Source organism: Pseudomonas sp. Irchel s3h14 (assembly GCF_900187425.1).
GTDB lineage: Bacteria > Pseudomonadota > Gammaproteobacteria > Pseudomonadales > Pseudomonadaceae > Aquipseudomonas.
Genome location: NZ_FYDJ01000005.1, coordinates 382,848 through 407,071, shown reverse-complemented (window position 1 = coordinate 407,071; position 24,224 = coordinate 382,848). Strand labels below are relative to the sequence as shown.

Genomic DNA, 24,224 nt, shown 5'->3' with positions numbered 1-24,224 from the left:
TTGAAAAGGTCGCCGAGGTCGAGCAGGTCCTGTTGAACAGACATAAAAAATCCGATGCCAGAGGTCTGGCATCGGATTTTCGGATAAGCCCGGCTTTGACTCAAATGCTTAAGTGAACAGCATTACGGCTTGATGCCGGGCTTTTTGTATCTGGATATTTCTTCTTCGCGCTCTTCGAACTTACAGCTGTCCAACGATCAGCGTTGGCGTGATGAAAAAGCTAGACTCACGCCCTCCGTAACGCGTTCCCTTACCCCCGATACGGAATTTAGAGGTTCATATCATGCGTTTGACATTGTCCACGTTGGTTCTGGGACTTTTGGTCGCTCAAGGTGCAATGGCCGCCGGTGACGGCACCGCTGCAGTTGGCGGTGGTATTGGCGGTGCACTAGGTAACGTGGTCGGCCAGCAAATGGGCGGCAGCACGGGTGCCGCGATTGGCGCCGGTGTAGGCGGCGCGGCAGGTAGCGCGGTCGGCGCGAACAAAGGCAGTCGCACAGAAGCGGCTATTGGTGGTGGTCTGGGGTCGGCCGGTGGCTCGGTGATCGGCAATAGCCTGGGCGGCAAGACCGGTTCGACCATTGGCGCAGGCCTGGGCGGCGCGGCGGGTGGTGCGGTAGGCAACAACTTGGGTAACGATAACGACAGTTCGCACTCCGGTAGCGGCCACAATCATAAGCATAAAAACAAGCACAAGAACAAACATCACTGATTCGACATTGAGCTACACCAGAAACCCGGCTAAGCGCCGGGTTTTTCGTTCCTGGTAGTAAGAAACTGGAACGTTTGGTCGTGGGTCGCCTCGAACTTTATACACCCTGGAACGTTGTGAGGCATGCCATGACTCCTGAAACCGAAGGCAAGGAAGAAAAAGGCCCGAGCGGGCTTCCGTTCATTAACGATCCAGGAAACGAAGACCCAGGCTCACTGATGGATGATGCAACAGTGCCGCTCAATGATTCCGATGATGCGGGCGACGTCGGAAATATCGAGTTCGAAGACGAGGAAGAGTATGAGGATGAGGACGAAGATTGACCCTGCTGTGCGACGGACTCGACCGATCGTCTCTCTGATCGAACGCAATGCGGGGCGCAAACATCGAAACTTCAGGGCCTGCTTTTCTGGCCCCACGAGAGGTGCCTTATGAACGCTGATCCGAAAGACTCCGACATCGACGATACCCCCGAATATCCGCTGCCTTCACCGACCAATCCCCTCAGTCGTGATCAACGTCCGCCTGATGACGACACCGCTGTAGAGCAATTGCCGTCTGATGAACTGAAGCGCGGGGATGTGGAAGGTCACCCTGACGACCCGGACATTGCCGGTGACGACGGGTCAAACGAACCGAGCTGAGTTTACGCTGTGGCTCAGCGTCGCTCGTCGATTGTGCGGCACCTTTGAAAAGCGATGGCTGCCAGAAATCAGGTACGCACCTTTTAAAGGAGATACACCATGATCAGGTCAAAATTGACGGCCCTGACGGTGATCGGCGTGTTGTTGGCCGGCTCAATGTCGGCGCTTGCCCAGTCCTCAGGCAACGATGCACCTGTGGATAAGGGCGGGATGCCGCCGTACTCCGAAATGAATGCGGGCTCCTCGGACGGGAAGGCGTTGCCGCCTGGCACCATTGAGGGTGGGAATGGTGGTGATGCAAACGGGAGTAGCACCAGCCCGGAGAAGGGAAGCGGGGCGATGAGCGGTGGAGGTTCGAGTGGGAGCGGTTCTGGGAGTGGGTCTGGAGGATCCGGTAGCTCTGGGACGAGTGTGAATGGTGGCGGAACACGTGGTTCGGGGGGCTAATTGTTATTTAAAGATAAAAGCCCAGCAACTTGCTGGGCTTTGGTGGAATACGTGAGCTGCCGGCACACAAAAAATTTGACAGTCCGATTATCGATCTTTGGTTATAAGATTTTGAGCGGCGATTATTTCTTCGATAAGTAGTCGAATCGTGCCGGCCTTTGAAGACGCAAGTGGTATGTCCCAGTCATAGTTCTTGATAACTCTAATTTGAAAAGAACCGTTGATATCGAACGATGGGTACCAGCCTGCATCTAGCAAATGTGTATCGTGATACTCCACTTGCAGCATGTCCTCTTTTAGAAAGTCGATCTGATTTGAGAGATCGATATTTCTCAATGCGGAAAGCTCATCGTAAGTGATTTTTCCCGTGATGAATGTTAGGTCAATCACTTTATTAGCCTCCTATATTCGGTCTCTGAGATTGGATGTCCATGGATCGTTCTGGCGCTTAGCTCGATGCGTATCCATCGACTGGGTTTTCCTTCGCTGGCACCGATGTCAGTCTCGTATTATTTGACTTTCCAATATTTTCCGTTGGTAGTAGGAGAGCCAGTTTTGTAAGCGTCTCGTTTCATGATTTCAATATCGTAATGCTCGGCCCCTAGCACCCAATTCTAGGGGGGGCTTCTCAATAGGGCCCCCGATAATCCAGTCAATTATTTGGATTTACAGTAGTTCTTAAAGAAATAAAATTTGCCTGTAGAGTTCGACATTTTCTCAATTTTTCCTAAGGTAACGTATTCTTTGAATTCACTCTCCAAAACGGCTTTGTCAGTATATTTTTTGTATTTTAATGGCAGTTCGCAAGCAAAAATATAGAGCCTCCAAACATCAAATCCATCTGTCCTGCCATCAGGTCCGTAGTCAAAATCTACACAGAGATCAGGAAAATAAACAGCACAGCCGACTCCATGTAGCTCATATGTTATGTCTCCAATTACGGTTCCACACTGCTCTATTTTATTGCTACGCCACAACCTTAGGATGTATCGAGTGCCGAATTTTTCTTCGAGCAAAGAGGTAGCTTTATCGACCATCGAAAGAAAATCGAATATGAGTTGCTCAAGACTCTCGTTCCTATAGTTCATCTTCTTCGATGCTCCAGCCGATGATGCTCAGCGTTGTTCGCGGACTCTAGAACTTCATCAATACTGTTCAGAGTTCCTCTGTGGCCCGCAATATCTCTCACAAGTTTAATGATCACATCTTGTTGATGTCTGCCTTGCTGCTGATGCACGGTGATGTCCATCCAGAATATAGAGCTTGCCGTCATTTTTGGCGACATCTATTGGGAAATTGGCGGCGAAAACAGTTTCACGCTTGTAAATATATCAGCACTGTTTTGTTCGCATAAGTAAACATTTGGCCCGTTAAGGCTGATATGACGAGCTTTGAATTGTATTAATGAGGTTTCAGATGTTGCACTGAACTGAAAGTATCCGTGAGATTTTTCGATTTCGACATTTAGAATTTCGGATGTGGGTATGTTTTTAATTAATAAGTCGCTGATCCCTGAGCATTCCAATCCAACTCTGCACATATTGTAACCTTTGTTTTTCCACTTTTCAGGCAATTTGTCAGGGAACTGCTGTATGTCAAAGCCGATGTCGAGGCTGGGTCTATCATTTTCAATTTGAAGTGAAAAAAGATTTATTTTTCCTATGCTTATGAGGCTGCTAAATACTTTGTTGAAAAAGATGCTCTGTTCAAGTTCATTCCAGTGTGTCATGTTTTATTCCTGAATGAGTAGTGAACCTTGGCGCCTTCAGATATAAGTCGAATTTATTCTGTAAGTGACTCAATCCATCGCTTGTAGTAATCCCTTTGTTGTTGAATATCCTGTGTGATGTCGTTTTCTTCATAGTCGAAAATATTTACGATATCTTCCGATTCGGCGGTCTTGCCCATGTGTAGTTCATACGCTACTACCCCAGCAGACATTTGCGATGACATACGTGAGGGGTAAACGTTGAGTTTGGCCCCTTTACATAAAAATTTTGTTTCTGGAAAATCGGCTCTTAACAGTCCGAGGCATACGTAAAGATCATGGGCTGTATATGTTGTTCTTAAGCCGTTCTCCAATATGTAAGTTAAGGTCGGGTTTTGTCGATCGCATTCGATAGCGGCCTTCTGAATGACTCCGTGGGTGTTGATAGATATTGCTATTATTTTCATGATCACTTCCTGCGCGGGTTAGGGGTTGAGTAGCCCTTATAACTGCCATCGGCGTTGACGGGGGTAACACCGAGGATGTCGTGGCTGTCTATTCCTCCTGGGAACGCGATTTCAACCTCCTTCCTGTGAGGCGAAATCATGCCGAGCCTTTTATTCACATCTATTCCGCGAATGTTTTTTATTACATAGACGAAACCATCATCAAAACCGTATCCCGTTGCGAACTTTATGGCCTCCTTTTCCGAGGTCGAAGTGCTGACAAAAAAACTGGGAGGGCTCCGGTTGTCCAAGGCATGTAAGTAGAGATCCATGCTGTCTCCCAGGGGCTCAAACCCCGCTTCAAAAATCTCCCAGTCTTCTCTGGAGTCTCCGCGGTACAAGTACCGATTTTTTGGTTTCGTGGATGGAGCGCCGGGCTCCCCCTCATCAACCCCAACCTTCCCCGCAGGATCCTCATCACCAAACGAAGGCTTCTTACACCCATCCCCCCCAGGACACTCACTCAACCCCAGCGGATCAACCCACCCCGTCGGGTTCCGCGTGTACTGATACCCGTTTAACCCACCCGCCAACTTGCTCGGATCCGGCGTCAAATACCGTCCAACATCCGGATTGTAGTAGCGATGCCGGTTGTAATGCAGGCCCGTTTCCGCATCGAAATACTGCCCCTGAAACCTCAATGGTTGATCAAGCACCTGATGGGTGTCGCGGTTGAGGCGAGTCAGGCGGCCATAGGCTGTGTATCGGGCGGCCCAGATGATGTCGCCGCTGTAGTCGGTGAGTTCTTGCGGTGTGCCGAGGTGGTCGAGTTGGTAGTAGAACGGGCAGGCCTGAAGTGGGCCTTTGCCGTCGAGCATGGCCAGCGGGCGGAAGTTGCCCGGTTCGTAGACGTAGCTGCGGTAATGCTCGCGGCTGCTTTCGGCGATGAGGTGGTCGCCTTGCCAGAAGAACTCGGCAGTGTTGCCGTCGACGGTTTTGCTGATGCGGCGGCCGAAGGCGTCGTAGCGGTAGGTCGCCTGGCTGCCGTTGGGCAGGGTGGCGCCGATCAGCCGATGTTGGCAGTCGTAGCGGTACTCGGTGACCAGTTTTTGCCCGGTGCCACGGCGCTCGCGGATCAGGTTGCCAAAGGCGTCGTAGTCGTAATGGCGGTCGCCTTGCATGAGCAGGCGATTGCCTTTGACGGTGGCCGGGCCGGGACGATCCTGCATCAGCAGGTTGCCCGCCGGGTCGTGGGCGAAGCTTTCCGGTTGTTGATCGCGGGAATGTCGGACGCGGATCAGGCGGTCGAGTGGATCGTATTGATAGTTGCGTTGACCGTGTCGCGTGTCGGCAATGTAGTCGAGGTTGCCGTTGGCGCTGTAGGCATAGTCGCGGCGATACAGCGGTTGGAGGTGTTGGCTGACAGCGTGGGCTTTCAGACGGCCCTGGTCGTCATACTGATAATCGCTGAGCAACAAGCCTTGTTGGCGGTTTAGTTCGCGACCGGCGAAGAAGGTATGCGACGTCAATCGACTGCCGTTGAGGTCGATGGCCGTCAGCGCGCCGCCCTTGGCGTGGTGGTAGTCGAGCTTGCTGTTGTCCGGCAGGCGCAGGCGATTCAGCTGACCGCAGGCGTCGTAGCCATAACGCAAGGTGCCCCAACCTTGGTGTTCGCTGATCAGCCGGTCCTGCCGGTCGTATTCGAACTCCAGCGGGTGATCGTGGCCGTCGTCGACGCTGACCAGTCGGCCGAGGCTGTCGTAGCGGTATTCAACCTTGATGCCATCGGGCAGGGTTTTGACCAGCAACCGTCCGGCCGAATCCCGCTGGTAAGCCGTCACCAGCTGCGAACCGTCCTCGCCAAACTCGGTTTTCTCCAGCAGCTGGCCGTTGAGGTCGTAGGCGTACGCCGTACGTTGGCCGTCGAAGCCGGTTTCCTGTCGGATCAAGCCGTTGGGCGTGTAGTCCAGGAGATATTTTTCACCGGACTCGTTTTCGATCTCGGTGAGTAACAGTTGCGCGTTGTCGTAGCGGTACTTCAGCTGGGTGCCGTCGGGATTGATCCGGCGGCTGACCAGGTGCAGGTCGTCGACGTATTCGTAACGGGTGACGCGACCCAGTTCATCGCGTTCGGCGGTAATCTTGCCGTAGGCGTTGTAGCTGAAGGCGCGGCTGGCGCCTGTGGGAAGCGTCGTCTGGATCAGTCGGCCAACGGCATCCCATTGGTACTGGGTGATCGCGCCGTGTTCGTCCTGCCGGGTAATCTGCCGCCCCAACGCATCGTAGGAAAACCGCCGCTGACCGCCGTCCGGCAAGGTCTCTTCGAGCAGGTGTCCCAAGGCGTTCCAGACGAACACATGCCGACTGGTGTCCGGGTAACGGATCGACAGCAGCTGCCCTCGTTCGTCGTAGTGATAGTGGCTGACATGGCCGTCGGGATCGGTCGCTTCGGTGACGTCACCCTGGGCATTACGCTGATATTTCCACACCGCTTTACCGCGGTACCGCGCGTGCAGGAAACCGTTGCGATACTCGTAGGTCGTCGGTTCGTCTTCCGGCGGAATCAGCGCAATCAGCCGTCCGACCTCGTCGTAACGGTATTCGGTGACGGCGCCGAGCGGATCCTGCTCGGCAAACAACCGACCTTTATTGTCGTAGGCCTTGAGGTGTTCGCCACCATCCAGCTCGACCTTGCGCACCAGTCGTGCCTGTTCGTCGTGCTCGTAAATTTCTTCGCTACCGTCGGCGTTTTTAACCAGCACACTGCCGTTGTCGTCCCAGACATAACGTGTGTCCATCTGCGAAAACGACGCCCAATGCCGCACGCACCGGGCCGCTTTACCGGCACACTCCCACTCCCAGAAGAAACTGGCCCCACCGGTCAACTGCCGCTGCAGAATCACCTGCTGATCGTCGTAGTCGTAGCGTTCGCTTTCACCGGCGGCATTGGTCGCTTCGATCAAGCGATGACAAGCGTCATAGCGGTAGGCAACCAGTGTTTGCTCGGTACGCCAGGCGTCTTCCAGGGTGTCGGCCGGATGAAAACGCTGATACTCGACGGCGACGATGTGCCGGCGCTCATAGCGCAGTAGAAGGGAACGCCCTACGCCGTTATCGAGGCGTTTGATCCTGTCAGAAGAGTCCCGCTGCACCGTCAGCCGATTGCCATAGGCATCGCTAATGGCCGTCAGACGTCCTGCACGAAAGTGGAAAAAACGCGATTTTTCGCCAGCTTGCGCGAGGATCAATTCTTCGGGTTCATCCCCGAGATAAATCGCCGCCCGCGACAGGCTGTTGTGAATCGTCGGACGCTCGATATTCGGTTGGGGAAAGGTCGTACGACGGTTTTCATGGTCGATCCAGATGACGGAGTCGCCGTCGATTTCCAGTCGATGGGCGAGGCTGTGACTCCAGCCGAATCCGAGCCCGCAATCGATCTCCACCGCGCTGGTGCGATAGAGCCGGGTGAAGTCGAACGGCAAAATCCCGTCCAGCGAACCATCGGTCAGCGTCAGCAGTTCCTCGCCGGTAACCATCGATACCGGACAGCCATTGGTACAGGTCAACGGTCCGCAATCGGCGCTGTCACCGTTGGGGTTTTTCGCCTGATCCGGGGCATCGTCGCGATGTTCCTGCCTGCCAATCCTGGTCATGGCTTCAGACTTGTCGCGAGCAATGGCCACTGGATTCTTCACCAACAAAACTGGCGCAACACCCGCGGTGATTTGCAACGACACGGCGGGTGCAGGTTTGATCGGTGCATTCCGGGCATTGACCATCAGCGGTTTGAGCGCGCCAGCGTGGGCTGTCAGGTCGGACCTGGCGGTGAGCTCAGCCAATCGCAAACTGGCGGCCGCCAGCCATTGCCGGGTCTGCGGGGACTTGATCCTGGACAGCACCTTCTCACTCAGGCGCAACTCCAGTCCCGCAGGACCGGTGAGGCACATGAGCAGGAAACTGATCAATATCTCCGTACGAATTTCCGCCACGACCTCGGCGATGTACTGCGGCGGCAGCATCCTCAGCCAACTGGTGAACGCCGCGAGATGAATGAACATCAACGGCTCGTCGCTCAGCATCAGCAACACCTTGGCGATGGACTCCGCCGAAGCGTTCAGCAGCGTTTCAAGCTCGGATTGGGTCAGGTATTCGAGGAGTTTTTCGCTGTTGGCCTGCAGGTCCGCGATCAGGGCGTAAATCTGTTTCACGTCATCCCACAAACCGTTCAGCGAGTTCTCGAAGCCGCGCCAATCGGCCTGTTGCAGCATGCCGTAGCGCTTGATGAATCTGGCCTGGGAGAACCCGGCCCACGCTGGTTCGAACTCGGTCGTCCACTCGTTGCGCAACCAGCCTTCCAACTCGCTGATGACGCCCTGATAGGAGGCGTAAAGTGCTTTGACGTGATCAGCGGACACATCGGGAAAGAAGGTGATGCGATAACGCTGGCCGCGCTGGCAATCGGGGATTTCCAGAATGCCGCTGGGGCCGATCTCGTTGTAGATCGGCTCGCCAAACGTCTGCTCACCCGCCACCTCGGAAAGCAAAGGTTCAAGCATCACCGGCGTATTGCCGATCGGCACGAAACGCGCAGCCTCAAACATATGCACCAGGGTCAACGGACCGCTGGCCGGGCACGCGGCGACTGTCGAACTGACCGGTGTGGTGGAATGCTTCGGCGCGCTTAGACGGACTTCATTGCCGACCTTGAACACTTGCTCGACATCCAGGGCCCTACCGGTCCAGAAGCTTTCAGCCCAGGTGTCGTAGTCGTTCAGGCACAGTCGAAAATCACCCAATAGCGCTTCGATGTCCGGCTGCTCAGGGTTCATGGCGGCGACCACCAGCAGCCCGATGGTGTTGTTCAAGGCCAGGAGGTTGTCAGGTATGAACATTCGCAGTCCCTCGCGCGGATCAATTCAGAGCGCGAGACTTTGCGGGGGATCGGCGGGGAAAGAAGTCGGGAAAGTAAGTGTTTGGTGTAGGGGAAATCGCTAAATGACGAAGAACACTTCGGCGCAGGTTTTAGTACCGATCAGGCATTGCCCGTTGCCCTATGCCCGCCGCGCTCGCTATGCTGCTGAATCCTTTAATCGATCGCGGACCCGGCCGTACCTGAGCCGCCTCTGGGATGTCATTAGAAAACGGATCAGATGCGATGAATGCACCGCTGAATGAATTCGGCCCGATCAAGGCCGTGATTTTCGATATGGACGGCTTGTTGCTGGACACCGAGGGCATTTACACCGAGGTCACGTCCATGATTGCTGCGCGTTACGGTCGGGTCTTCGACTGGAGCGTCAAACAGAACATCATCGGCCGTGGCGCGGGTGATCTGGCGCGCTATGTGGTCGAGGCGCTGGACTTGCCGATCACCGCCGAAGAGTTTCTGGTGATCCGCGAACCGCTGATGCGCGAGCGTTTTCCTACAGCATTGGCAATGCCTGGCGCGCAGGAGCTGGTTCGGCATCTGAAGGCCAACAACATTCCGATCGCGGTGGGCACCAGCTCTTCGCGTCAGTCGTTCGGACAAAAAACCACCTTGCACCGCGACTGGTTCGCGCTGTTCGATTTCATCGTGACGGCCGATGACCCGGAAGTCGGCGCGGCCAAACCGGCGCCGGACATTTTCCTCACGGCCGCGCGGCGCCTGGGTGTCGCGCCTGAGGATTGCCTGGTGTTCGAGGATTCGCCGTTCGGTGTCACGGCGGCGAAAGCGGCGGGGATGACCGCGATTGCGATCCCGGATGCGGCGATGGCTGATGAAAAATACGCACACGCCGATGGCATTCTTCGTACGCTGAAAGCGTTCAAACCGAGCGCCTGCGGTTTGCCAGCGCTCGAATGGGCTTAAAGCTGCGTACATGAAAACGCCGGCAACCTGGTCAGGGTTGCCGGCGTTTTTTTATGCGTGATTCAGAACATCAGGCGCCGAAACCACCGTCGATGGTCAGGCTGGCACCGGTGATGTAGCCGGCTTCCGGACCGACGAGGTAGGCGACGAAACTGGCGATTTCTTCCGCTTTGCCGTAACGGCCCACCGCCATCAACGGGATCAGGCTTTCGGCGAAATCGCCACTGGCCGGGTTCATGTCAGTGTCGACCGGGCCCGGTTGCACGTTGTTGATGGTGATGCCGCGCGGGCCGAGGTCGCGCGCCAGGCCTTTGGTCAGGCCGACCAGCGCCGACTTGCTCATGGCGTACGGGCCACCACCGGCGAAGGGCATGCGGTCGGCGTTGGTGCTGCCGATGTTGATGATGCGACCGCCTTCGGTCATGTGTTTGGCTGCGGCCTGGGTGGCGATGAATACGCTGCGCACGTTGATCGCGAGGGTCTGGTCGAAGTCTTCGAGTTTGAAATCTTCCAGCGGTGCAACGGCCAGCACGCCTGCGTTGTTGACCAGAATGTCCAGGCGACCAAAGGCTTTTACGGTGGCGGTCACGGCGTTGCGGATGGCCTCGGCGTCGGCGCTGTCAGCCTTGATCGCGAGGGCTTTGCCGCCGTTACCGGTGATGCTGTTTTGCAATTCTTCGGCTTTGGCCGTGGAGCTGACGTAGGTGAAGGCCACTGTCGCGCCTTCAGCGGCCAGGCGTTTGACAATGGCGGCGCCGATACCGCGGGATCCGCCTTGAATCAAAGCCACTTTGCCGCTGAGGTTCTGAGTAGTCATATCGATCTCCAAAGTCCCGAGGCGAGATGTCTCGGTTGATGGAGCCTAGTATCGATTCAGGATTACCGGCTGTGTAGACGGTAATTGCGATAGTCTGTGTAAACCAAAAGTTTATAGTGGCGCATATGGAAACCTTCAGCAGTATCGAATGCTTCGTGCGCAGTGCCGAGGTCGGCAGCTTCGCCGAAGCCGCGCGCCGTCTGAGTCTGACCCCCGCGGCGGTGGGCAAGAGTGTTGCCAAACTTGAGGCGCGGCTGGGGGTGCGGCTGTTTCAGCGCAGCACTCGCAGCCTGACGCTCACTGAAGCAGGTCATCGGTTTCTCGGCGAAGTGAGTTCCAGTCTTCACACAATCCAGAATGCCGTGGCCAATCTGGCCAGCGCCGAGGGGCTACCCGCGGGGACGTTGAAGGTCAGCATGGGCACGGTGTTTGGGCGGTTGTATGTCGTGCCGTTGCTCGGGGAGTTTCTGCGGCGTTTTCCGGCGATCAACCCGGACTGGCATTTCGATAACCGTCAGGTCGATCTGATCGCTCAGGGGTTCGATGCGGCGATTGGTGGGGGATTCGAGCTGCCGCAGGGGGTGGTGGCGCGCAAGCTGACGCCGGCCCATCGGGTGTTGGTGGCGTCAGCTGACTATCTTGCAGGGCGTGAGGTGATTGCCGAGCCCGATGATCTGAAGCATCACGATGGCATCCTGATTCGATCGCCGCAGACCGGGCGTGTGCGTTCCTGGCAATTGACCAGTCGCACCCAGCAACACAGCCCGCTGGTGCTCAAGGCGCGGATGACCATGAGTGATTCAGAGGCAGCCTGCGCCACGGCCGCCCAAGGGTTGGGTATTGCGCTGGTGAGCATGCCGTTCGCCGTGGGCTATCTGGAGGCCGGGAGCTTGCAGCGGGTGCTGCCGGACTGGTATGTCGACGATGGCAACATTTCGATTTATTACGCGGAGCACAAACTGCTGCCCGGCAAGACCCGGGCGTTTGTGGATTTCGTCATTGAGCAGTTTGCGGAGCAGGGGTTGGGGCAGCGGTTTAGTGCTCTTTGAGTCTGGCTTGAGACCGAGGTGCGGCCATCGCGAGCAAGCTCGGCTCCCACATAGGATCTACGGCGTTCACAAATCCCCTGTGGGAGCCGAGCTTGCTCGCGATGGCGGCGACTCGGTTCAGTGCGAACTCATCGTCCGAAACGCCCCGACCAGCCGATAATTTTCTTCGGCCGCGGCGTCGCATAAGTCCGCACTTTGGACGTCGACAATCCCAACCGCACCAACGACTCGGCAATCGTCACCGCCGCCGTCACACCGTCCACCACCGGCACGCCAGTGCGTCGGCGAATCTGTTCATCCAGCCCGGCCATGCCGCCGCAGCCCAGGCAAATCACCTCGGCCTTGTCTTCCAGCACGGCCAATTCCGCCTGACGAATAATTGCCTCCAGCGCACGTTCAGGATCGGATTCCAGTTCCAGCACCGCCAAGCCACTGGCCCGCACCGACGCGCAGCGGTCCCAGAGTCCGGACAGTTTGAGGCGATCCTCGATCAGCGGCACGGTGCGGTCCAGGGTGGTGACCACCGAATAGGCATGGCCGAGGAACATGGCGGTGCTGGCCGCCGCATCGGTGATGTCCACCACCGGCACGTTGAGCAACTCCTGCAAACCTTCGCGGCCGTGTTCGCCGTAACCGGCCTGGATCACGGCATCGAAGGGTTGGTCGTAGGACATCACCCGGTCCATCACCGCGATGGCGGCCAGGTAGCTTTCGAAATTGCCTTCGATGGAGTCAGCACCGAAGTAGGGTGTCAGGCCGATGATTTCCGTGCCGGGCGCGGCCACGGACTGAGCCGAACGCGCGATGGCCTGGGTGATGGATTCGGTGGTGTTGACGTTGACCACGAGAATTCGCATGGGAAGTCCTTATAGCGGGTGGTTCTGCGGCCCGACGGTGCCGGGCCGCCAAGGGGTTAATGGCTGACGTTATCGACAGCGATGGCTTCGCCGCTGACGTCTGCGTAATGAGGCTGCCGTTTGGCGATGATCAGGTAGAGCATCCCGGCAATCCCGGCACCAATCAGCCAGGAGAAGGGCGATACGCTGTCGAAACCCGGTACCAGCGCCAGGACGATGGCGATCAGCGCGGCAGGAATGAACGCCGCGACAGCGCGTAAATTGACTCCGCGGCTGTAGTAATAAGCGCCGTTAGGGTCTTCGCTGTACAACTGCGGCACGTTGACCTGACCTTTTCGTACGAGCCAGTAGTCGACCATGATCACGCCGTACAACGGGCCGAGCAGGGCGCCAAGGCCGGACAGGAAATACACAATCACCAGCGGGCTGTTGTAGAGGTTCCACGGCAGGATTAGCACCGCGATGGTCGCGCTGATCAGCCCGGCACGGCGGAACGTCAGGTATTTGGGCGCCAGGTTGCTCAGCACGAAGGCTGGGGCGACGAAGTTGGCCATGATGTTCACCGCCACGGTGACGATCAGGAACGCCAGGCAGCCGAGCACCAGAAAGAAGGTGTTGGGAATCGAGGCGATGATCTCGGTCGGGCTTTCGATGATCCGGCCGTTGATCTGAAATTGCGCGCCGCAGAGCAGGACGGTGATGCTGGCGAACACCAGAATATTTACCGGCAGGCCCCAGAAATTGCCGACCTTGATGGTCTTGCGGCACGGCGAAGAACGGGCGAAGTCACAGAAGTTGAGGATCAGCGTGCCGTAGATCGACAGCCACAACGCACCGCCGGCAAAGATGTTGCGCCACATCTCAGCGCCGGTCAGCGGTTCGCGGATCGACCAGGCGATCGTCGCGTTGGCCTGAAAGTACATCCACCCGGCGAGGGCGGCGACGGTCAGCAGAATCACCGGCCCGGCGAACGCTTCGTAACGCCGAACCATCTCCATGCCGTAGGCGAGGATCGCCAGTTGCACGAACCAGATCGCCACGAAGCACACCCAGCCCAGGCTCGATAGGCCGAGGATCGAGTTGTGGTCGTAGTCAGCGAAGCCGGGATGAACCGCTGTCAGCAGTACCCGAAAGACCACCGAGGCGAGGTATGTCTGAATCCCGAACCAGGCGATGGCGATAACGGCGCGGATCAATGCAGGAATCTGCGCCCCGTGAATGCCGAAACTGATCCGGCTGATGACAGGAAATGGCACGCCGGTCTTTTGTCCCATGTAACCGGAGAGGTTCATGAAGCTGTACACCAACGCTGCGCCGATCCCCAGGGACAGCAGGATTTGCCAGCCGCCCAGTCCGAGGGCATACAGCCCGATTGCGAATGAATAATTGGCGATGTTGTGAACGTCGTTAGTCCACAGGGCGAAGATGCTGTAGCGGCCCCAGCGTCGACCTTCGGCTTTGGTCGGCGCCAGGTCCTTGTTGTGCAGGCGGGGGCTGAGTACGACGGCTTCTTGAAACGTTTGGTCGTGAGGGGTTGAAGTGGGTGGGAAGGAGGGCAGATCCAGCGCGATGTTGTTGTTGGAGAGGCTAGTACGCATTCCGGCAGGCTCCGAGCTTGGCGTCGCGATGACTGTGCATGAGCGTTGGCTCGACAAATCTTCGTCGCGGGCAGTCAGCATCATTGGTTACGGGGCATCTGCAGCCTGTACGGGATAGGGCGCTTCAGGCTTGCGGATCTAAAGTGTGTGTATGTTTTGATATGATTGTATACAAAACATGTATGCACTTAAGCCAGATCCATGCCAGTCAGCGATCTATGAAATTCGTCGCTAATTTCGTTTTGTTATCTGTTTTCGATAAGTATCTGAAATAAAGGCGATATAAATTGACTGTTTGAACAGGTATTTATTTTTAAGCGGGATGTGTGCGAAAGCTCGACTGGGGAAGTCTGGAGAGGGGCGTGTAACTTTTTGGGGCGCTGAAATGAAAAGTGCACACACAAATGGCACCTATGGTGACATTCGTGTGTACACATTTTGGAGGTCGGTCACAGAACTTGTGGGAGCGGGCTTGCTCGCGAAAGCGGTGTGTCAGTCGACATCGATGTTGGATGTCAGTCCGTCTTCGCGAGCAAGCCCGCTCCCACATTGGATAGCGCCAGGCTCAAGATTACGCCTTGGATTTGCTGATGATGTTGCCCGCATGCAGTCCGCATTCTTTCTGCGTCGCTTCTTCCCACCACCAGCGACCTTCGCGCTCGTGCTGGTTCGGCAACACTGGACGGGTGCAGGGCTCGCAGCCGATGCTGATGAACCCGCGTTCATGCAGGCTGTTGTACGGCAGCTCCAGCATGCGGATGTAACCCCAGATCTCTTCACTGGTCATTTGCGCGAGCGGGTTGAATTTGTACAGGGTGCGTTCCGGGGTGGAGAACGCGGTGTCGATTTCCAGCACCGCGACGGCGCTACGAGTGCCAGGGCTCTGATCTCGACGCTGACCGGTGGCCCAGGCCGTCACACCCGAGAGCTTGCGACGTAGCGGCTCGATCTTGCGGATGCCGCAGCATTCGCCATGGCCGTCCTTGTAGAAACTGAACAGGCCCTTTTCCTTCACGAAAGGTTCGAGCTTGGTGTAGTCCGGCGACACCAGTTCGATGTCGATCTTGTAGTGCTCGCGCACCTGATCGATGAAGCGGTAGGTCTCGGGGTGCAAGCGGCCGGTGTCGAGGCTGAACACTTTGACGTTCTTGTTCAGCTTCCAGGCCATGTCCACCAGCACCACGTCTTCGGCACCGCTGAAAGATATCCACAGGTCATCGCCAAACTCGGCGAACGCGAGTTTCAGGATGTCCTGGGCGGATTTGTTGGCATAGGTCGTGGCGAGTTCCACGACATCGAACGATGGGCTCATCAGGGCGGCTTCCTACAGGTCGGTGGCGCTGGGCGCTCTATATGGGTCTGATGGTAACAAAATCCTGCAGCGACTGGCGCGCCCTATGCGTTGCACCGGTCAGCCTGAGTCGCTAGAGTTCGGCAGTCTTTTGGCTCGCTCGACTCAATAATCAATACAAATGGGAGTGTCTTGTGGAAATTGCCTGTCTGGATCTTGAAGGTGTACTGGTTCCGGAAATCTGGATCGCCTTCGCCGAAAAAACCGGGATCGAATCCCTCAGGGCTACCACCCGGGACATCCCCGACTACGACGTGCTGATGAAGCAGCGCCTGCGGATTCTCGACGAGCACGGCTTGAAACTCACCGACATTCAAGAAGTGATCGCCACGCTCAAGCCGCTGGATGGCGCCATCGAGTTCGTCAACTGGCTGCGTGAGCGCTTTCAGGTGGTGATTCTGTCAGACACGTTCTATGAGTTCTCCCAGCCGTTGATGCGTCAACTGGGTTTCCCGACCTTGCTTTGCCATCGTCTGATTACTGACGATTCCGGTCGGGTGACGAGCTATCAGTTGCGTCAGAAAGATCCCAAGCGACAGTCGGTTTTGGCCTTCAAGAGCCTTTACTACCGGGTGATCGCGGCGGGGGATTCCTACAACGACACCACGATGCTGGGCGAGGCGGATGCGGGGATTCTGTTCCATGCGCCGGACAATGTGATTCGCGAGTTTCCGCAGTTCCCGGCGGTGCACAGCTTTGAAGAGCTGAAGCAGGAATTCATCAAGGCTTCGAATCGGGCGTTGAGCCTGTAATTGCGCTAACTGATCGTTCCCACGCTCCGCGTGGGAATGCCTCAATGGACGCTCTGCGTCCGCTTTGGGACGCGGAGCGTCCCGGGCTGCATTCCCACGCAGAGCGTGGGAACGATCAGTGTGTCGGTTACAGGTTTTGAAGGGTATCGAGCAGTACTTTTACCTTGGTAATCGATTCCTGATACTCAGACTGCCACTCTGAATCCGCGACGATCCCACCACCGCCCCAGCAACACACCTGCCCATCCTTGACCAGCAAACTGCGAATGGCGATGGAGCTGTCCATCTCGCCGCGCACATCCAGATACAACAAAGACCCGCAGTACAACCCGCGACGCGTCGGCTCCAGCTCATCGATGATCTGCATCGCGCGAATTTTCGGCGCACCGGTAATCGAGCCGCCAGGGAAGCTGCCAGCGATCAGGTCCAGTGCGTCCCGATCATCCGCCAGTTCTCCGGTCACGCTGCTCACCAGGTGATGCACGTTCGGGTAGCTTTCCAGGCTGAACAACTCCGGCACCCGCACCGAACCGATACGGCAAGTGCGGCCGAGGTCATTGCGCAACAAGTCGACGATCATCAGGTTTTCTGCGCGATCCTTGGGGCTAGCCAGCAGTTCGGCGGCGTTTGCCGCATCTTCGGCAGCGGTCAGTCCGCGAGGGCGGGTGCCTTTGATCGGGCGGGTTTCCACATGGCGTTCGCTGACTTTGACGAAACGTTCCGGCGACAGGCTCAGCACCGCGCCGCCGTCGGGCAGGCTCTGGAAACCGGAAAACGGCGTCGGGCACGCCGCCCGCAAGGCGCAATACGCGGCCCATGGATCGCCCTGGCACTGAGCGCGGAAGCGTTGGGCGAAGTTGACCTGGTAACAGTCGCCGGCCTGGATGTACTGCTGAATGCGTTCGAGAGCGTGGCGATATTCGTCAGCGCTCAGGTCGGCCTTCATCGGGGCTTTCAACGTGAAAGACTCGACTGCTTCAGCCGTAGGCTTACTGAATAGCGTGATCAGACGCTGACGTTCGCTGTCGATCAGCGACGGGTGGAAGACCAGCTGACTTGTACTCAGTTGGTGATCGCTGATCAGCGCCCAGTCATACAGTCCGAAACGTGCGTCGGGCAATTGCAGATCGTCCTGCGCCTGACTCGGCAGGTTTTCCAGATGCCGACCGAAGTCGTAGCTCAGGTAACCGATGAGGCCGCCAGCGAAGGGCAAGTCGTAAGGAACAGCTGCTTCACCGAGTCGTGTCAGATTGTCGCGAAGACGTTGCAGGAAATCGCTGCCACTTTCGTCAGGCAATACCGCTATTTGCTCCAGCGGCCAGGCACTGAACAGGTCATAACGTCCACGCTCGGCACTCGGCCGGCCACTGTCGAGCAGCACGGCACCGGGGGCATGACGAATCGCCGCGAAGTACTCGGCGGGGTTGGCGCAATAGGGGAGCGGGTGTACGGAACAGGTCAACATGGGCGGGGCAGATCAGCCAACGAGGCGGGGGTGGCGATTGTAGTCTCCTCGGGGAATTGCTCCTAGAGGGGATGTCGGGGATTGGTAGATTGGAGACAGGGTTGAGGGTTGTGGTGATTGGGAGTCAGTCTTCGCGAGCAAGCCCGCTCCCACATTGGATTATGTAGCGTCGAAGATCCAATGTGGGAGCGGGCTTGCTCGCGAAGGGGGCGACTCGGTTTTGGATCAGCCCTCGACGGCAGGAATATGCCCAAACATTTCCTGAACAAACTCAACCCGTTCCTGCACCGTCTCAACAACCCCGCGAGCCTTCAACTCTTCAATTCGCGCTTCAACCGCATGGGTGCGCAACGTCAGTCCGCAATCATTGGCAATCTGAATGTTCAACCCAGGCCGGGCATTGAGCTCAAGAATCAGCGGCCCTTTCTCCTGGTCCAGCACCATGTCGACACCGATATAACCCAGCCCGCACAGCTCATAGCAGCCCGAGGCAAGTTTCATGAAACCGTCCCAGTAGGGCAGTTGCACGCCATCCACTGCGTTGGTGGTGTCCGGGTGTTTGGTGATGATGTTGTTCAGCCAGGTGCCGCGCAGGGTCAGGCCGGTGGCCAAGTCCACGCCGACGCCGATGGCGCCCTGGTGCAGGTTGGCCTTGCCGCCGGACTGGCGCGTTGGCAGTCGCAGCATGGCCATCACCGGATAGCCCATCAGCACGATGATCCGAATGTCCGGCACGCCTTCATAGCTGATGCTCTTGAAGATCTGGTCCGGGGTCACGCGGTACTCGATCAGCGCCCGATCCCGGTGACCGCCCAGGGAGTAGAGGCCGGTCAGGATGCTGGAGATATGGTGCTCGATTTCCTCATGGCTGATGATCTTGCCGGACACCGTGCGATAGCGGCCCTCAAAACGGTCGGCCACTACAATGATGCCGTCACCGCCCGCGCCCTGGGCCGGTTTGATCACGAAATCGTTGCGCCCACCGATGATGTCGTGGAGGTTGTCGATTTCTTTCTCGGTGGAAATCACGCCATACAGTTCCGGCACATGAATGCCGGCGGCGATGGCGCGTTCCTTGGTGATGATCTTGTCATCGACAATCGGGTACAGACTGCGCTTGTTGTACTTGAGCACGTAGTCCGCGTTACGCCGATTGATCCCCATGATGCCCCGGGCTTCCAGGGCCTTCCAGGTCTTCCAGAAGCCGAACATCAGGCGTCAGCCTTCTTCAGGAAGGCCTTGAAACGCACCAGTTCGGTCAGGCGGTAGCCGCGATAACGACCCATCGCCAGCATGAAACCCACCAGGATCAGCAGGATCGCCGGGAAGGTGAACACGAAGTAAACCAGTTCCGGAACGCTCATGATCAGGTGCGCCAGCGACGCGGCGAACAGCGTACCGATCGCCACTTTCATAGCGTGGCCGGAGCCGCGTTCTTCCCAGGTAATCGACAGGCGTTCGATGGTCATGGTCAGAATCACCATCGGGAACAGCGCCACCGACAACCCGCGTTCCAGGCCGAGTTTATGGCTGAGCAGGCTGATCGCCGCGATCAGCACCACCACGAAGGTCAGCACCACCGACAGCCTCGGCAGCATTTGCAGCTTCAAGTGTTCAAGGTAGGAGCGCAGCGACAGGCCCAGCGCCGTGATGATCGTAAACAGCACGATACCAAAGCCGAGCTGGGTTTCCCGGAACGCCAGCGCGATCAGTACCGGAGTAAACGTGCCGAGGGTCTGAATGCCGATCAGGTTGCGCAGGATCAGGATCACCAGCACACCGATCGGAATCATCACCATGATCATGAAGGTCTGCTGGGTTTGCAGCGGCAGGCCGTACAGCGAGTATTCGAGGAAGTTGGCGTCGGTGTTTTCGTCGGTCAGCTTGGCCAGGCGAATCGCGTTCATTTCGCTGTTGTTCAGGCTGAAGGTCACGTTGGCTTTCTTGCCGCCATCGACGGTGATCAGGTTTTCGTCGCCGGTCCACCACAGCAGGCGGTCGGTCGGCAGGCCCTGTTCACCGGTTTCCGGGTTGAAGTACAGCCAATCGGTGCCATTGAAGCTGCGCAGCCACAGTTCCGGCATTTGCGGCTGGTCGGCTACCAGACGAATGGTGTGGACCTTTTCTACTGGCACGTGCGCGATGGACAGCACCAATTCGACGATTTTCGCCTTGTGCCCGGGGGACGGATCGCCGCCCAGCAACAGCTTCACATTGTCGTCGTTGAGATTGTTGACACGCTTGATGGCTTCGCCGATGAAGGTTTCAACGTCGGCCGAGTGCTGGCGGATCGGTGCGAGCAGGGCTTCGGCGGCGACTTTTTCCGCGCCTTCGACGGCGATGCTGTCGCGGAAGGTCGGGCCTTTGATCTTGGATTTTTCACCGGTGTAGCGCTTGGTCAGCACCAGGCGGTAATAAAGGGTCTGATTGCCCTTGGCCCGACGTGCCGACCAGGTGACTTTGCGGTTGCCGTCGGCACGGTTCACGGCCACGCCGTAGTTATTGGAAATGAAACTCTCATTGAGGCTGACGTAATCGCGGCTCAGCGGCGGCACGAACATCTGGATCTTGACCGGGTCCTTGGTACTGGCGACGAACTCGACTTTGGCGTCGATGTTCCATAAGTCGTCGGTGGCGTCTTCGGTCACGGGGATGCCGAGCACGAAGATCTGATAGGCCGTGACTGAAATACCCAGCACCACCAGGATGGCGATCAGGAATTTCAGGTGAAGGGTAAGAGAGCGCATTGGAATTACTCTGCGGTATGAGCGTCGGTGGCGCAGGCGGGTTTGCCAGCAGCGTATTTAAGACTGGGGTCGACCAGCGCATCGAAACGTTTCAGCGCTTCGGAGCCGATCAGGAGCGGGTATTGGAAGGCGCTACGGTCGGTCAAGTTCACTTCGATACTGCGTAAAGCCGAACCCATGCAGATATTCAGCTCGATCACCGGACGGGCGGTGTACTTCTTGCCCTCTTCCGGGTCGTAGTCGCCGGCCCGGCGCTTGATCTTGCTGACGCGGGCCAGTGGTCGTTCGATTGGATGCGAGTGCGCAGCGTCGATCGCCAGATAGAAACGTACCCAGGATTCGCCATTGCGTTTGAAGCGTTTGATGTCACGGGCACTCAGTGACGCGGTTTTCGCCCCGGTGTCGAGTTTTGCGGCGACTTCCAGGTCGATGCCGTCCAGGGCGGCGTACTCGTTGAGGCCGTAAACAGTCTTTTCCCCCGCCGCGGCGAAACCGGGCAGGCAAAGAAGATAAAGGAAGGTGGGGAAGGGCTTGAGTCTCATAAATCCTGGTGCGCAGCGGTCCGTACTTCGATTCAAGGCCCTGGCATCGCTGCGCAAGCTCCCTCGTATGCCTATCAACTGTTTATGACAAGCAGTGCAGATGTCACAAACAAATGCGGCCGGCATTCTAGCACGGTGGTTTTATGGCGCCAGCGCCGGGAGGCGGCTATAAACAGAAGGGCTGCGTCGTTCTGGTGCAGTCGGTTATTAGACGATTGTCGACAATACCTATTTATCCTTTGACTAAAAGGTCTGTATTCGCTAGTTTTTGCGGCATCAGCTTTCAAGGTGTCGACAATATGCTGGATCAACTCGATCCCCCGGTAATAGCCCAAGACGATTCAGAGACACTTTCCGAGAACGTCTTCCGGCGCATTCAGGCGGCCATCGTCAAGGGCGAGATCGCCCCGGGCAGCAAGATCTCCGAGCCGGAACTGGCGCGTACCTATGGCATCAGCCGCGGGCCGCTGCGTGAGGCGATCCACCGTCTGGAAGGCCAGCGCCTGCTGGTTCGCGTGCCGCACGTCGGGGCGCGGGTGGTTTCGTTGAGCCATGCCGAGTTGCTGGAACTCTACGAAATCCGCGAATCCCTCGAAGGCATGGCCTGCCGTCTGGCGGCCGAGCGCATGACCCTCGAAGAAATCGACGAACTGCGCCGGGTCCTTGAAACCCACGAGCGCGATGCGGCGTTTCAGGCCGGTGTCGGCTACTACCAGCAGGAAGGCGATTTCGACTTCCATTACCGAATCATCCAGGGCAGCGGCAACCGCACCCTGACGCAGATGCTCTGCGGCGAGCTCTATCAACTGGTGCGCATGTACCGCATCCAGTTTTCCACCACGCCCAATCGCCCGCGTCAGGCCTTTGCCGAGCACCACCGAATTCTCGACGCCATCGCCGACCGTGACGGTGAGCTAGCCGAGTTGTTGATGCGCCGCCATATCGGCGCCTCCAAACGCAATATCGCCCGTCACTACCAGGACGGCACACACCAGACAGCCACTGAACGAGGTGAGTCATGAGTTCCAACAAGAGCACTCCAGGCCAGCGTTTCCGCGATGCGGTCGCCAGCGAACATCCGCTGCAAGTGGTCGGCGCGATCAACGCCAATCACGCGCTGCTGGCCAAGCGCGCCGGTTTCAAAGCTATTTATCTGTCGGGTGGCGGGGTGGCTGCCGGCTCCCTCGGCGTGCCGGACCTGGGCATCACTGGCCTGGACGACGTGCTGACCGACGTACGTCGCATCACTGACGTCTGCGACCTGCCGCTGCTGGTGGACGTGGACACCGGTTTCGGTTCCTCGGCGTTCAACGTTGCGCGTACCGTCAAGTCGATGATCAAGTTCGGCGCGGCGGCGATTCACATCGAAGACCAGGTCGGCGCCAAGCGCTGCGGTCACCGTCCTAATAAAGAGATCGTGTCCCTGCAGGAAATGGTCGATCGCATCAAGGCAGCCGTCGATGCGCGCACCGATGACAGCTTCGTGATCATGGCCCGCACCGACGCCCTGGCGGTGGAAGGTCTGGAGTCCGCGCTGGATCGCGCCGCGGCGTGCATCGAGGCCGGCGCCGACATGATCTTCCCGGAAGCCATCACCGAACTGGACATGTACAAGCTGTTCGCCAACCGCGTGAAAGCGCCGATCCTGGCCAACATCACCGAATTCGGCGCGACGCCGCTGTACACCACCGAGCAGCTCGCCGCCGCCGATGTGTCGCTGGTGCTGTACCCGCTGTCGGCGTTCCGCGCGATGAACAAAGCTGCAGAAAACGTCTACACCGCGATCCGCCGCGACGGCACGCAACAGAACGTCATCGACACCATGCAGACCCGCATGGAGCTTTACGATCGCATCGATTACCACACCTTCGAGCAGAAGCTCGATGCGTTGTTCGCGGCGAAGAAGTAAAGGTTTATGTAGCAGCTGCCGAGCAGCGCGAGGCTGCGTTCGAGGCCGAAGGACTCGCCAAGCCAGGCGATCGCGTAAGCAGGTTTTACGACTGCTGCGCAGCCGGACGCAGCCTCGCAGGCTCGACAGCTGCTACGAAAAGAATATAACCGTGTAGAAATTGCAGATTCCCTAACAAATTCAAGATTGGAGACAGCAATGGCCGAAGCAAAAGTACTCAGTGGCGCCGGGCTCCGTGGCCAGGTAGCCGGGCAAACCGCACTGTCCACCGTGGGCCAGTCGGGCGCAGGCCTGACCTATCGTGGCTACGACGTTCGCGAACTGGCGGCTGACGCACAATTCGAAGAAGTGGCCTACCTGCTGCTTTACGGTGAACTGCCGACCAAAACACAACTCGCCGCTTACATCAGCAAACTGAGCAAGCTGCGCGACCTGCCGCAAGCGCTGAAAGAAGTGCTGGAACGCATCCCCGCCGACGCCCACCCGATGGACGTGATGCGCACCGGTTGCTCGTTCCTGGGCAATATCGAACCGGAGAAAGACTTCTCCGAACAACACGACGTGACCGACCGCCTGCTGGCCGCGTTCCCGGCGATCATGTGCTACTGGTATCGCTTCAGCCACGACGGCAAACGCATCAGCTGCGTGAGCGACGAACAATCCATTGGCGGCCACTTCCTGCACCTGCTGCACGACAAGAAACCGAGCGAGTTGCACGTCAAAGTGATGAACGTTTCGCTGATCCTCTACGCGGAGCACGAGTTCAACGCCTCGACGTTCACCGCACGGGTTTGTGCCTCGACCTTGTCGGACATGTACTCCTGCGTCACGGCGGCCATTGGCTCGCTGCGCGGTCCGCTGCATGGCGGCGCCAACGAGGCGGCGATGGAAATGATCGAGCGCTTCAGCTCGCCGGAAGAGGCGATCAAAGGCACCCTCGGCATGCTCGAGCGCAAGGACAAGATCATGGGCTTCGGCCACGCGATCTATAAGGACAACGATCCGCGTAACGAGGTGATCAAGGGCTGGTCGAAAAAACTCGCTGACGAAGTGGGCGACACCGTGTTGTTCCCGGTTTCCGAAGCCATCGACAAGACCATGTGGGAACAGAAAAAACTGTTCCCGAACGCCGACTTCTACCATGCGTCGACGTACCACTTCATGGGCATCCCGACCAAGTTGTTCACACCGATCTTCGTCTGCTCGCGCCTGACCGGCTGGGCGGCGCATGTGTTCGAACAACGTGCCAACAACCGCATCATCCGCCCGAGCGCCGAGTACGTCGGCGTCGAACAGCGCAAGTTCGTGCCAATCGAACAACGCTGAATG

At 57.6% G+C, this 24,224-nt stretch carries 23 protein-coding genes; 9 read left to right on the top strand and 14 right to left on the bottom strand.

Annotated elements, in window-relative coordinates; genetic code table 11:
* Positions 1–283 precede the first annotated feature (283 nt).
* The 3 genes from CKW16_RS13460 (at position 284) to CKW16_RS13450 (ending at position 1,356) form a co-directional block, all read left to right on the top strand.
* The gene (locus tag CKW16_RS13460) at positions 284–712 is read left to right on the top strand and encodes a glycine zipper domain-containing protein (RefSeq protein ID WP_095128824.1); all 429 of its coding nucleotides are present in this window, start codon (positions 284–286) and stop codon (positions 710–712) included.
* Positions 713–840: 128 nt separating this feature from the next.
* Positions 841–1,035 (top strand): hypothetical protein, encoded by a 195-nt coding sequence (locus CKW16_RS13455; protein WP_095128823.1) that lies wholly within the window; start codon positions 841–843, stop codon positions 1,033–1,035.
* 108 nt (positions 1,036–1,143) lie between these two features.
* On the top strand, positions 1,144–1,356 hold the full coding sequence (locus CKW16_RS13450; RefSeq protein WP_095128822.1) for a hypothetical protein: 213 nt from the start codon (positions 1,144–1,146) through the stop codon (positions 1,354–1,356).
* 534 nt (positions 1,357–1,890) lie between these two features.
* Here CKW16_RS13450 and CKW16_RS13440 read toward each other — a convergent pair.
* The 6 genes from CKW16_RS13440 to CKW16_RS13420 form a co-directional block, all read right to left on the bottom strand.
* Entirely contained in the window at positions 1,891–2,193 is a 303-nt protein-coding gene (locus CKW16_RS13440; protein ID WP_095128820.1) for a hypothetical protein, read from the bottom strand.
* 266 nt (positions 2,194–2,459) lie between these two features.
* Entirely contained in the window at positions 2,460–2,891 is a 432-nt protein-coding gene (locus CKW16_RS13435) for a hypothetical protein (protein WP_095128819.1), read from the bottom strand.
* Positions 2,892–2,996: 105 nt separating this feature from the next.
* Positions 2,997–3,092, bottom strand: a complete 96-nt coding sequence (locus CKW16_RS32840; RefSeq protein WP_371918023.1) for a hypothetical protein — start codon at positions 3,090–3,092, stop codon at positions 2,997–2,999.
* Positions 3,089–3,532: an Imm50 family immunity protein gene (locus CKW16_RS13430; protein ID WP_095128818.1), complete on the bottom strand. Its 444-nt coding sequence runs from the start codon at positions 3,530–3,532 to the stop codon at positions 3,089–3,091. Before CKW16_RS13430 ends, CKW16_RS32840 begins: the two co-directional genes overlap by 4 nt.
* Before the next feature lie 53 nt (positions 3,533–3,585).
* The gene (locus CKW16_RS13425) at positions 3,586–3,978 is read right to left on the bottom strand and encodes a hypothetical protein (RefSeq protein ID WP_095128817.1); all 393 of its coding nucleotides are present in this window, start codon (positions 3,976–3,978) and stop codon (positions 3,586–3,588) included.
* A gap of 2 nt (positions 3,979–3,980) precedes the next feature.
* Complete coding sequence (locus tag CKW16_RS13420; RefSeq protein ID WP_095128816.1) at positions 3,981–8,849, bottom strand: RHS repeat-associated core domain-containing protein; 4,869 nt, start codon at positions 8,847–8,849, stop codon at positions 3,981–3,983.
* Positions 8,850–9,112: 263 nt separating this feature from the next.
* On the opposite strand from CKW16_RS13420, the gene CKW16_RS13415 reads away from it, so the two are divergent.
* Positions 9,113–9,808, top strand: coding sequence for an HAD-IA family hydrolase (locus CKW16_RS13415; RefSeq protein WP_056744180.1), 696 nt, complete (start codon positions 9,113–9,115; stop codon positions 9,806–9,808).
* Between the two features lie 70 nt (positions 9,809–9,878).
* On the opposite strand, the gene CKW16_RS13410 is transcribed toward CKW16_RS13415, so the two are convergent.
* Positions 9,879–10,625: a 3-oxoacyl-ACP reductase family protein gene (locus tag CKW16_RS13410; protein ID WP_008146002.1), complete on the bottom strand. Its 747-nt coding sequence runs from the start codon at positions 10,623–10,625 to the stop codon at positions 9,879–9,881.
* A gap of 125 nt (positions 10,626–10,750) precedes the next feature.
* Between CKW16_RS13410 and CKW16_RS13405 the strand changes: the two genes are divergently transcribed.
* Positions 10,751–11,674, top strand: a complete 924-nt coding sequence (locus CKW16_RS13405) for a LysR family transcriptional regulator (protein ID WP_095128815.1) — start codon at positions 10,751–10,753, stop codon at positions 11,672–11,674.
* A gap of 128 nt (positions 11,675–11,802) precedes the next feature.
* Here CKW16_RS13405 and CKW16_RS13400 read toward each other — a convergent pair whose 3' ends face one another.
* The 3 genes from CKW16_RS13400 to CKW16_RS13385 all read right to left on the bottom strand — a co-directional run bounded on the left by CKW16_RS13400 (position 11,803) and on the right by CKW16_RS13385 (position 15,441).
* Positions 11,803–12,531, bottom strand: coding sequence for an aspartate/glutamate racemase family protein (locus CKW16_RS13400; protein WP_095128814.1), 729 nt, complete (start codon positions 12,529–12,531; stop codon positions 11,803–11,805).
* Between the two features lie 56 nt (positions 12,532–12,587).
* Positions 12,588–14,129, bottom strand: a complete 1,542-nt coding sequence (locus CKW16_RS13395) for an NCS1 family nucleobase:cation symporter-1 (protein ID WP_095128813.1) — start codon at positions 14,127–14,129, stop codon at positions 12,588–12,590.
* A gap of 571 nt (positions 14,130–14,700) precedes the next feature.
* A complete protein-coding gene (locus tag CKW16_RS13385; protein WP_008042297.1) occupies positions 14,701–15,441 on the bottom strand; it encodes a phosphoadenylyl-sulfate reductase in 741 nt (246 codons plus the stop codon).
* 173 nt (positions 15,442–15,614) lie between these two features.
* Here CKW16_RS13385 and thrH point away from each other — a divergent pair, with 173 nt between their 5' ends.
* A complete protein-coding gene (gene thrH / locus CKW16_RS13380) occupies positions 15,615–16,232 on the top strand; it encodes a bifunctional phosphoserine phosphatase/homoserine phosphotransferase ThrH (protein ID WP_056744191.1) in 618 nt (205 codons plus the stop codon).
* A gap of 127 nt (positions 16,233–16,359) precedes the next feature.
* Here thrH and pabB read toward each other — a convergent pair whose 3' ends face one another.
* The 4 genes from pabB to CKW16_RS13360 form a co-directional block, all read right to left on the bottom strand.
* Positions 16,360–17,697: an aminodeoxychorismate synthase component I gene (pabB, locus tag CKW16_RS13375; protein WP_095128811.1), complete on the bottom strand. Its 1,338-nt coding sequence runs from the start codon at positions 17,695–17,697 to the stop codon at positions 16,360–16,362.
* 225 nt (positions 17,698–17,922) lie between these two features.
* Entirely contained in the window at positions 17,923–18,909 is a 987-nt protein-coding gene (locus CKW16_RS13370; protein WP_095128810.1) for an alpha-L-glutamate ligase-like protein, read from the bottom strand.
* Positions 18,909–20,444 (bottom strand): inactive transglutaminase family protein, encoded by a 1,536-nt coding sequence (locus CKW16_RS13365; RefSeq protein ID WP_095128809.1) that lies wholly within the window; start codon positions 20,442–20,444, stop codon positions 18,909–18,911. The genes CKW16_RS13370 and CKW16_RS13365 overlap by 1 nt, the downstream gene beginning before the upstream one ends.
* 5 nt (positions 20,445–20,449) lie before the next feature.
* The gene (locus tag CKW16_RS13360; protein ID WP_095128808.1) at positions 20,450–20,986 is read right to left on the bottom strand and encodes an ATP-dependent zinc protease; all 537 of its coding nucleotides are present in this window, start codon (positions 20,984–20,986) and stop codon (positions 20,450–20,452) included.
* A gap of 302 nt (positions 20,987–21,288) precedes the next feature.
* Between CKW16_RS13360 and CKW16_RS13355 the strand changes: the two genes are divergently transcribed.
* From CKW16_RS13355 to prpC, 3 genes are all read left to right on the top strand, one after another.
* Positions 21,289–22,008: a GntR family transcriptional regulator gene (locus tag CKW16_RS13355; RefSeq protein ID WP_176471555.1), complete on the top strand. Its 720-nt coding sequence runs from the start codon at positions 21,289–21,291 to the stop codon at positions 22,006–22,008.
* Positions 22,005–22,895, top strand: coding sequence for a methylisocitrate lyase (gene prpB / locus CKW16_RS13350; protein WP_010456549.1), 891 nt, complete (start codon positions 22,005–22,007; stop codon positions 22,893–22,895). The genes CKW16_RS13355 and prpB overlap by 4 nt, the downstream gene beginning before the upstream one ends.
* 198 nt (positions 22,896–23,093) lie before the next feature.
* Positions 23,094–24,221, top strand: coding sequence for a 2-methylcitrate synthase (prpC, locus tag CKW16_RS13345; RefSeq protein WP_095128807.1), 1,128 nt, complete (start codon positions 23,094–23,096; stop codon positions 24,219–24,221).
* Positions 24,222–24,224: the final 3 nt, after the last annotated feature.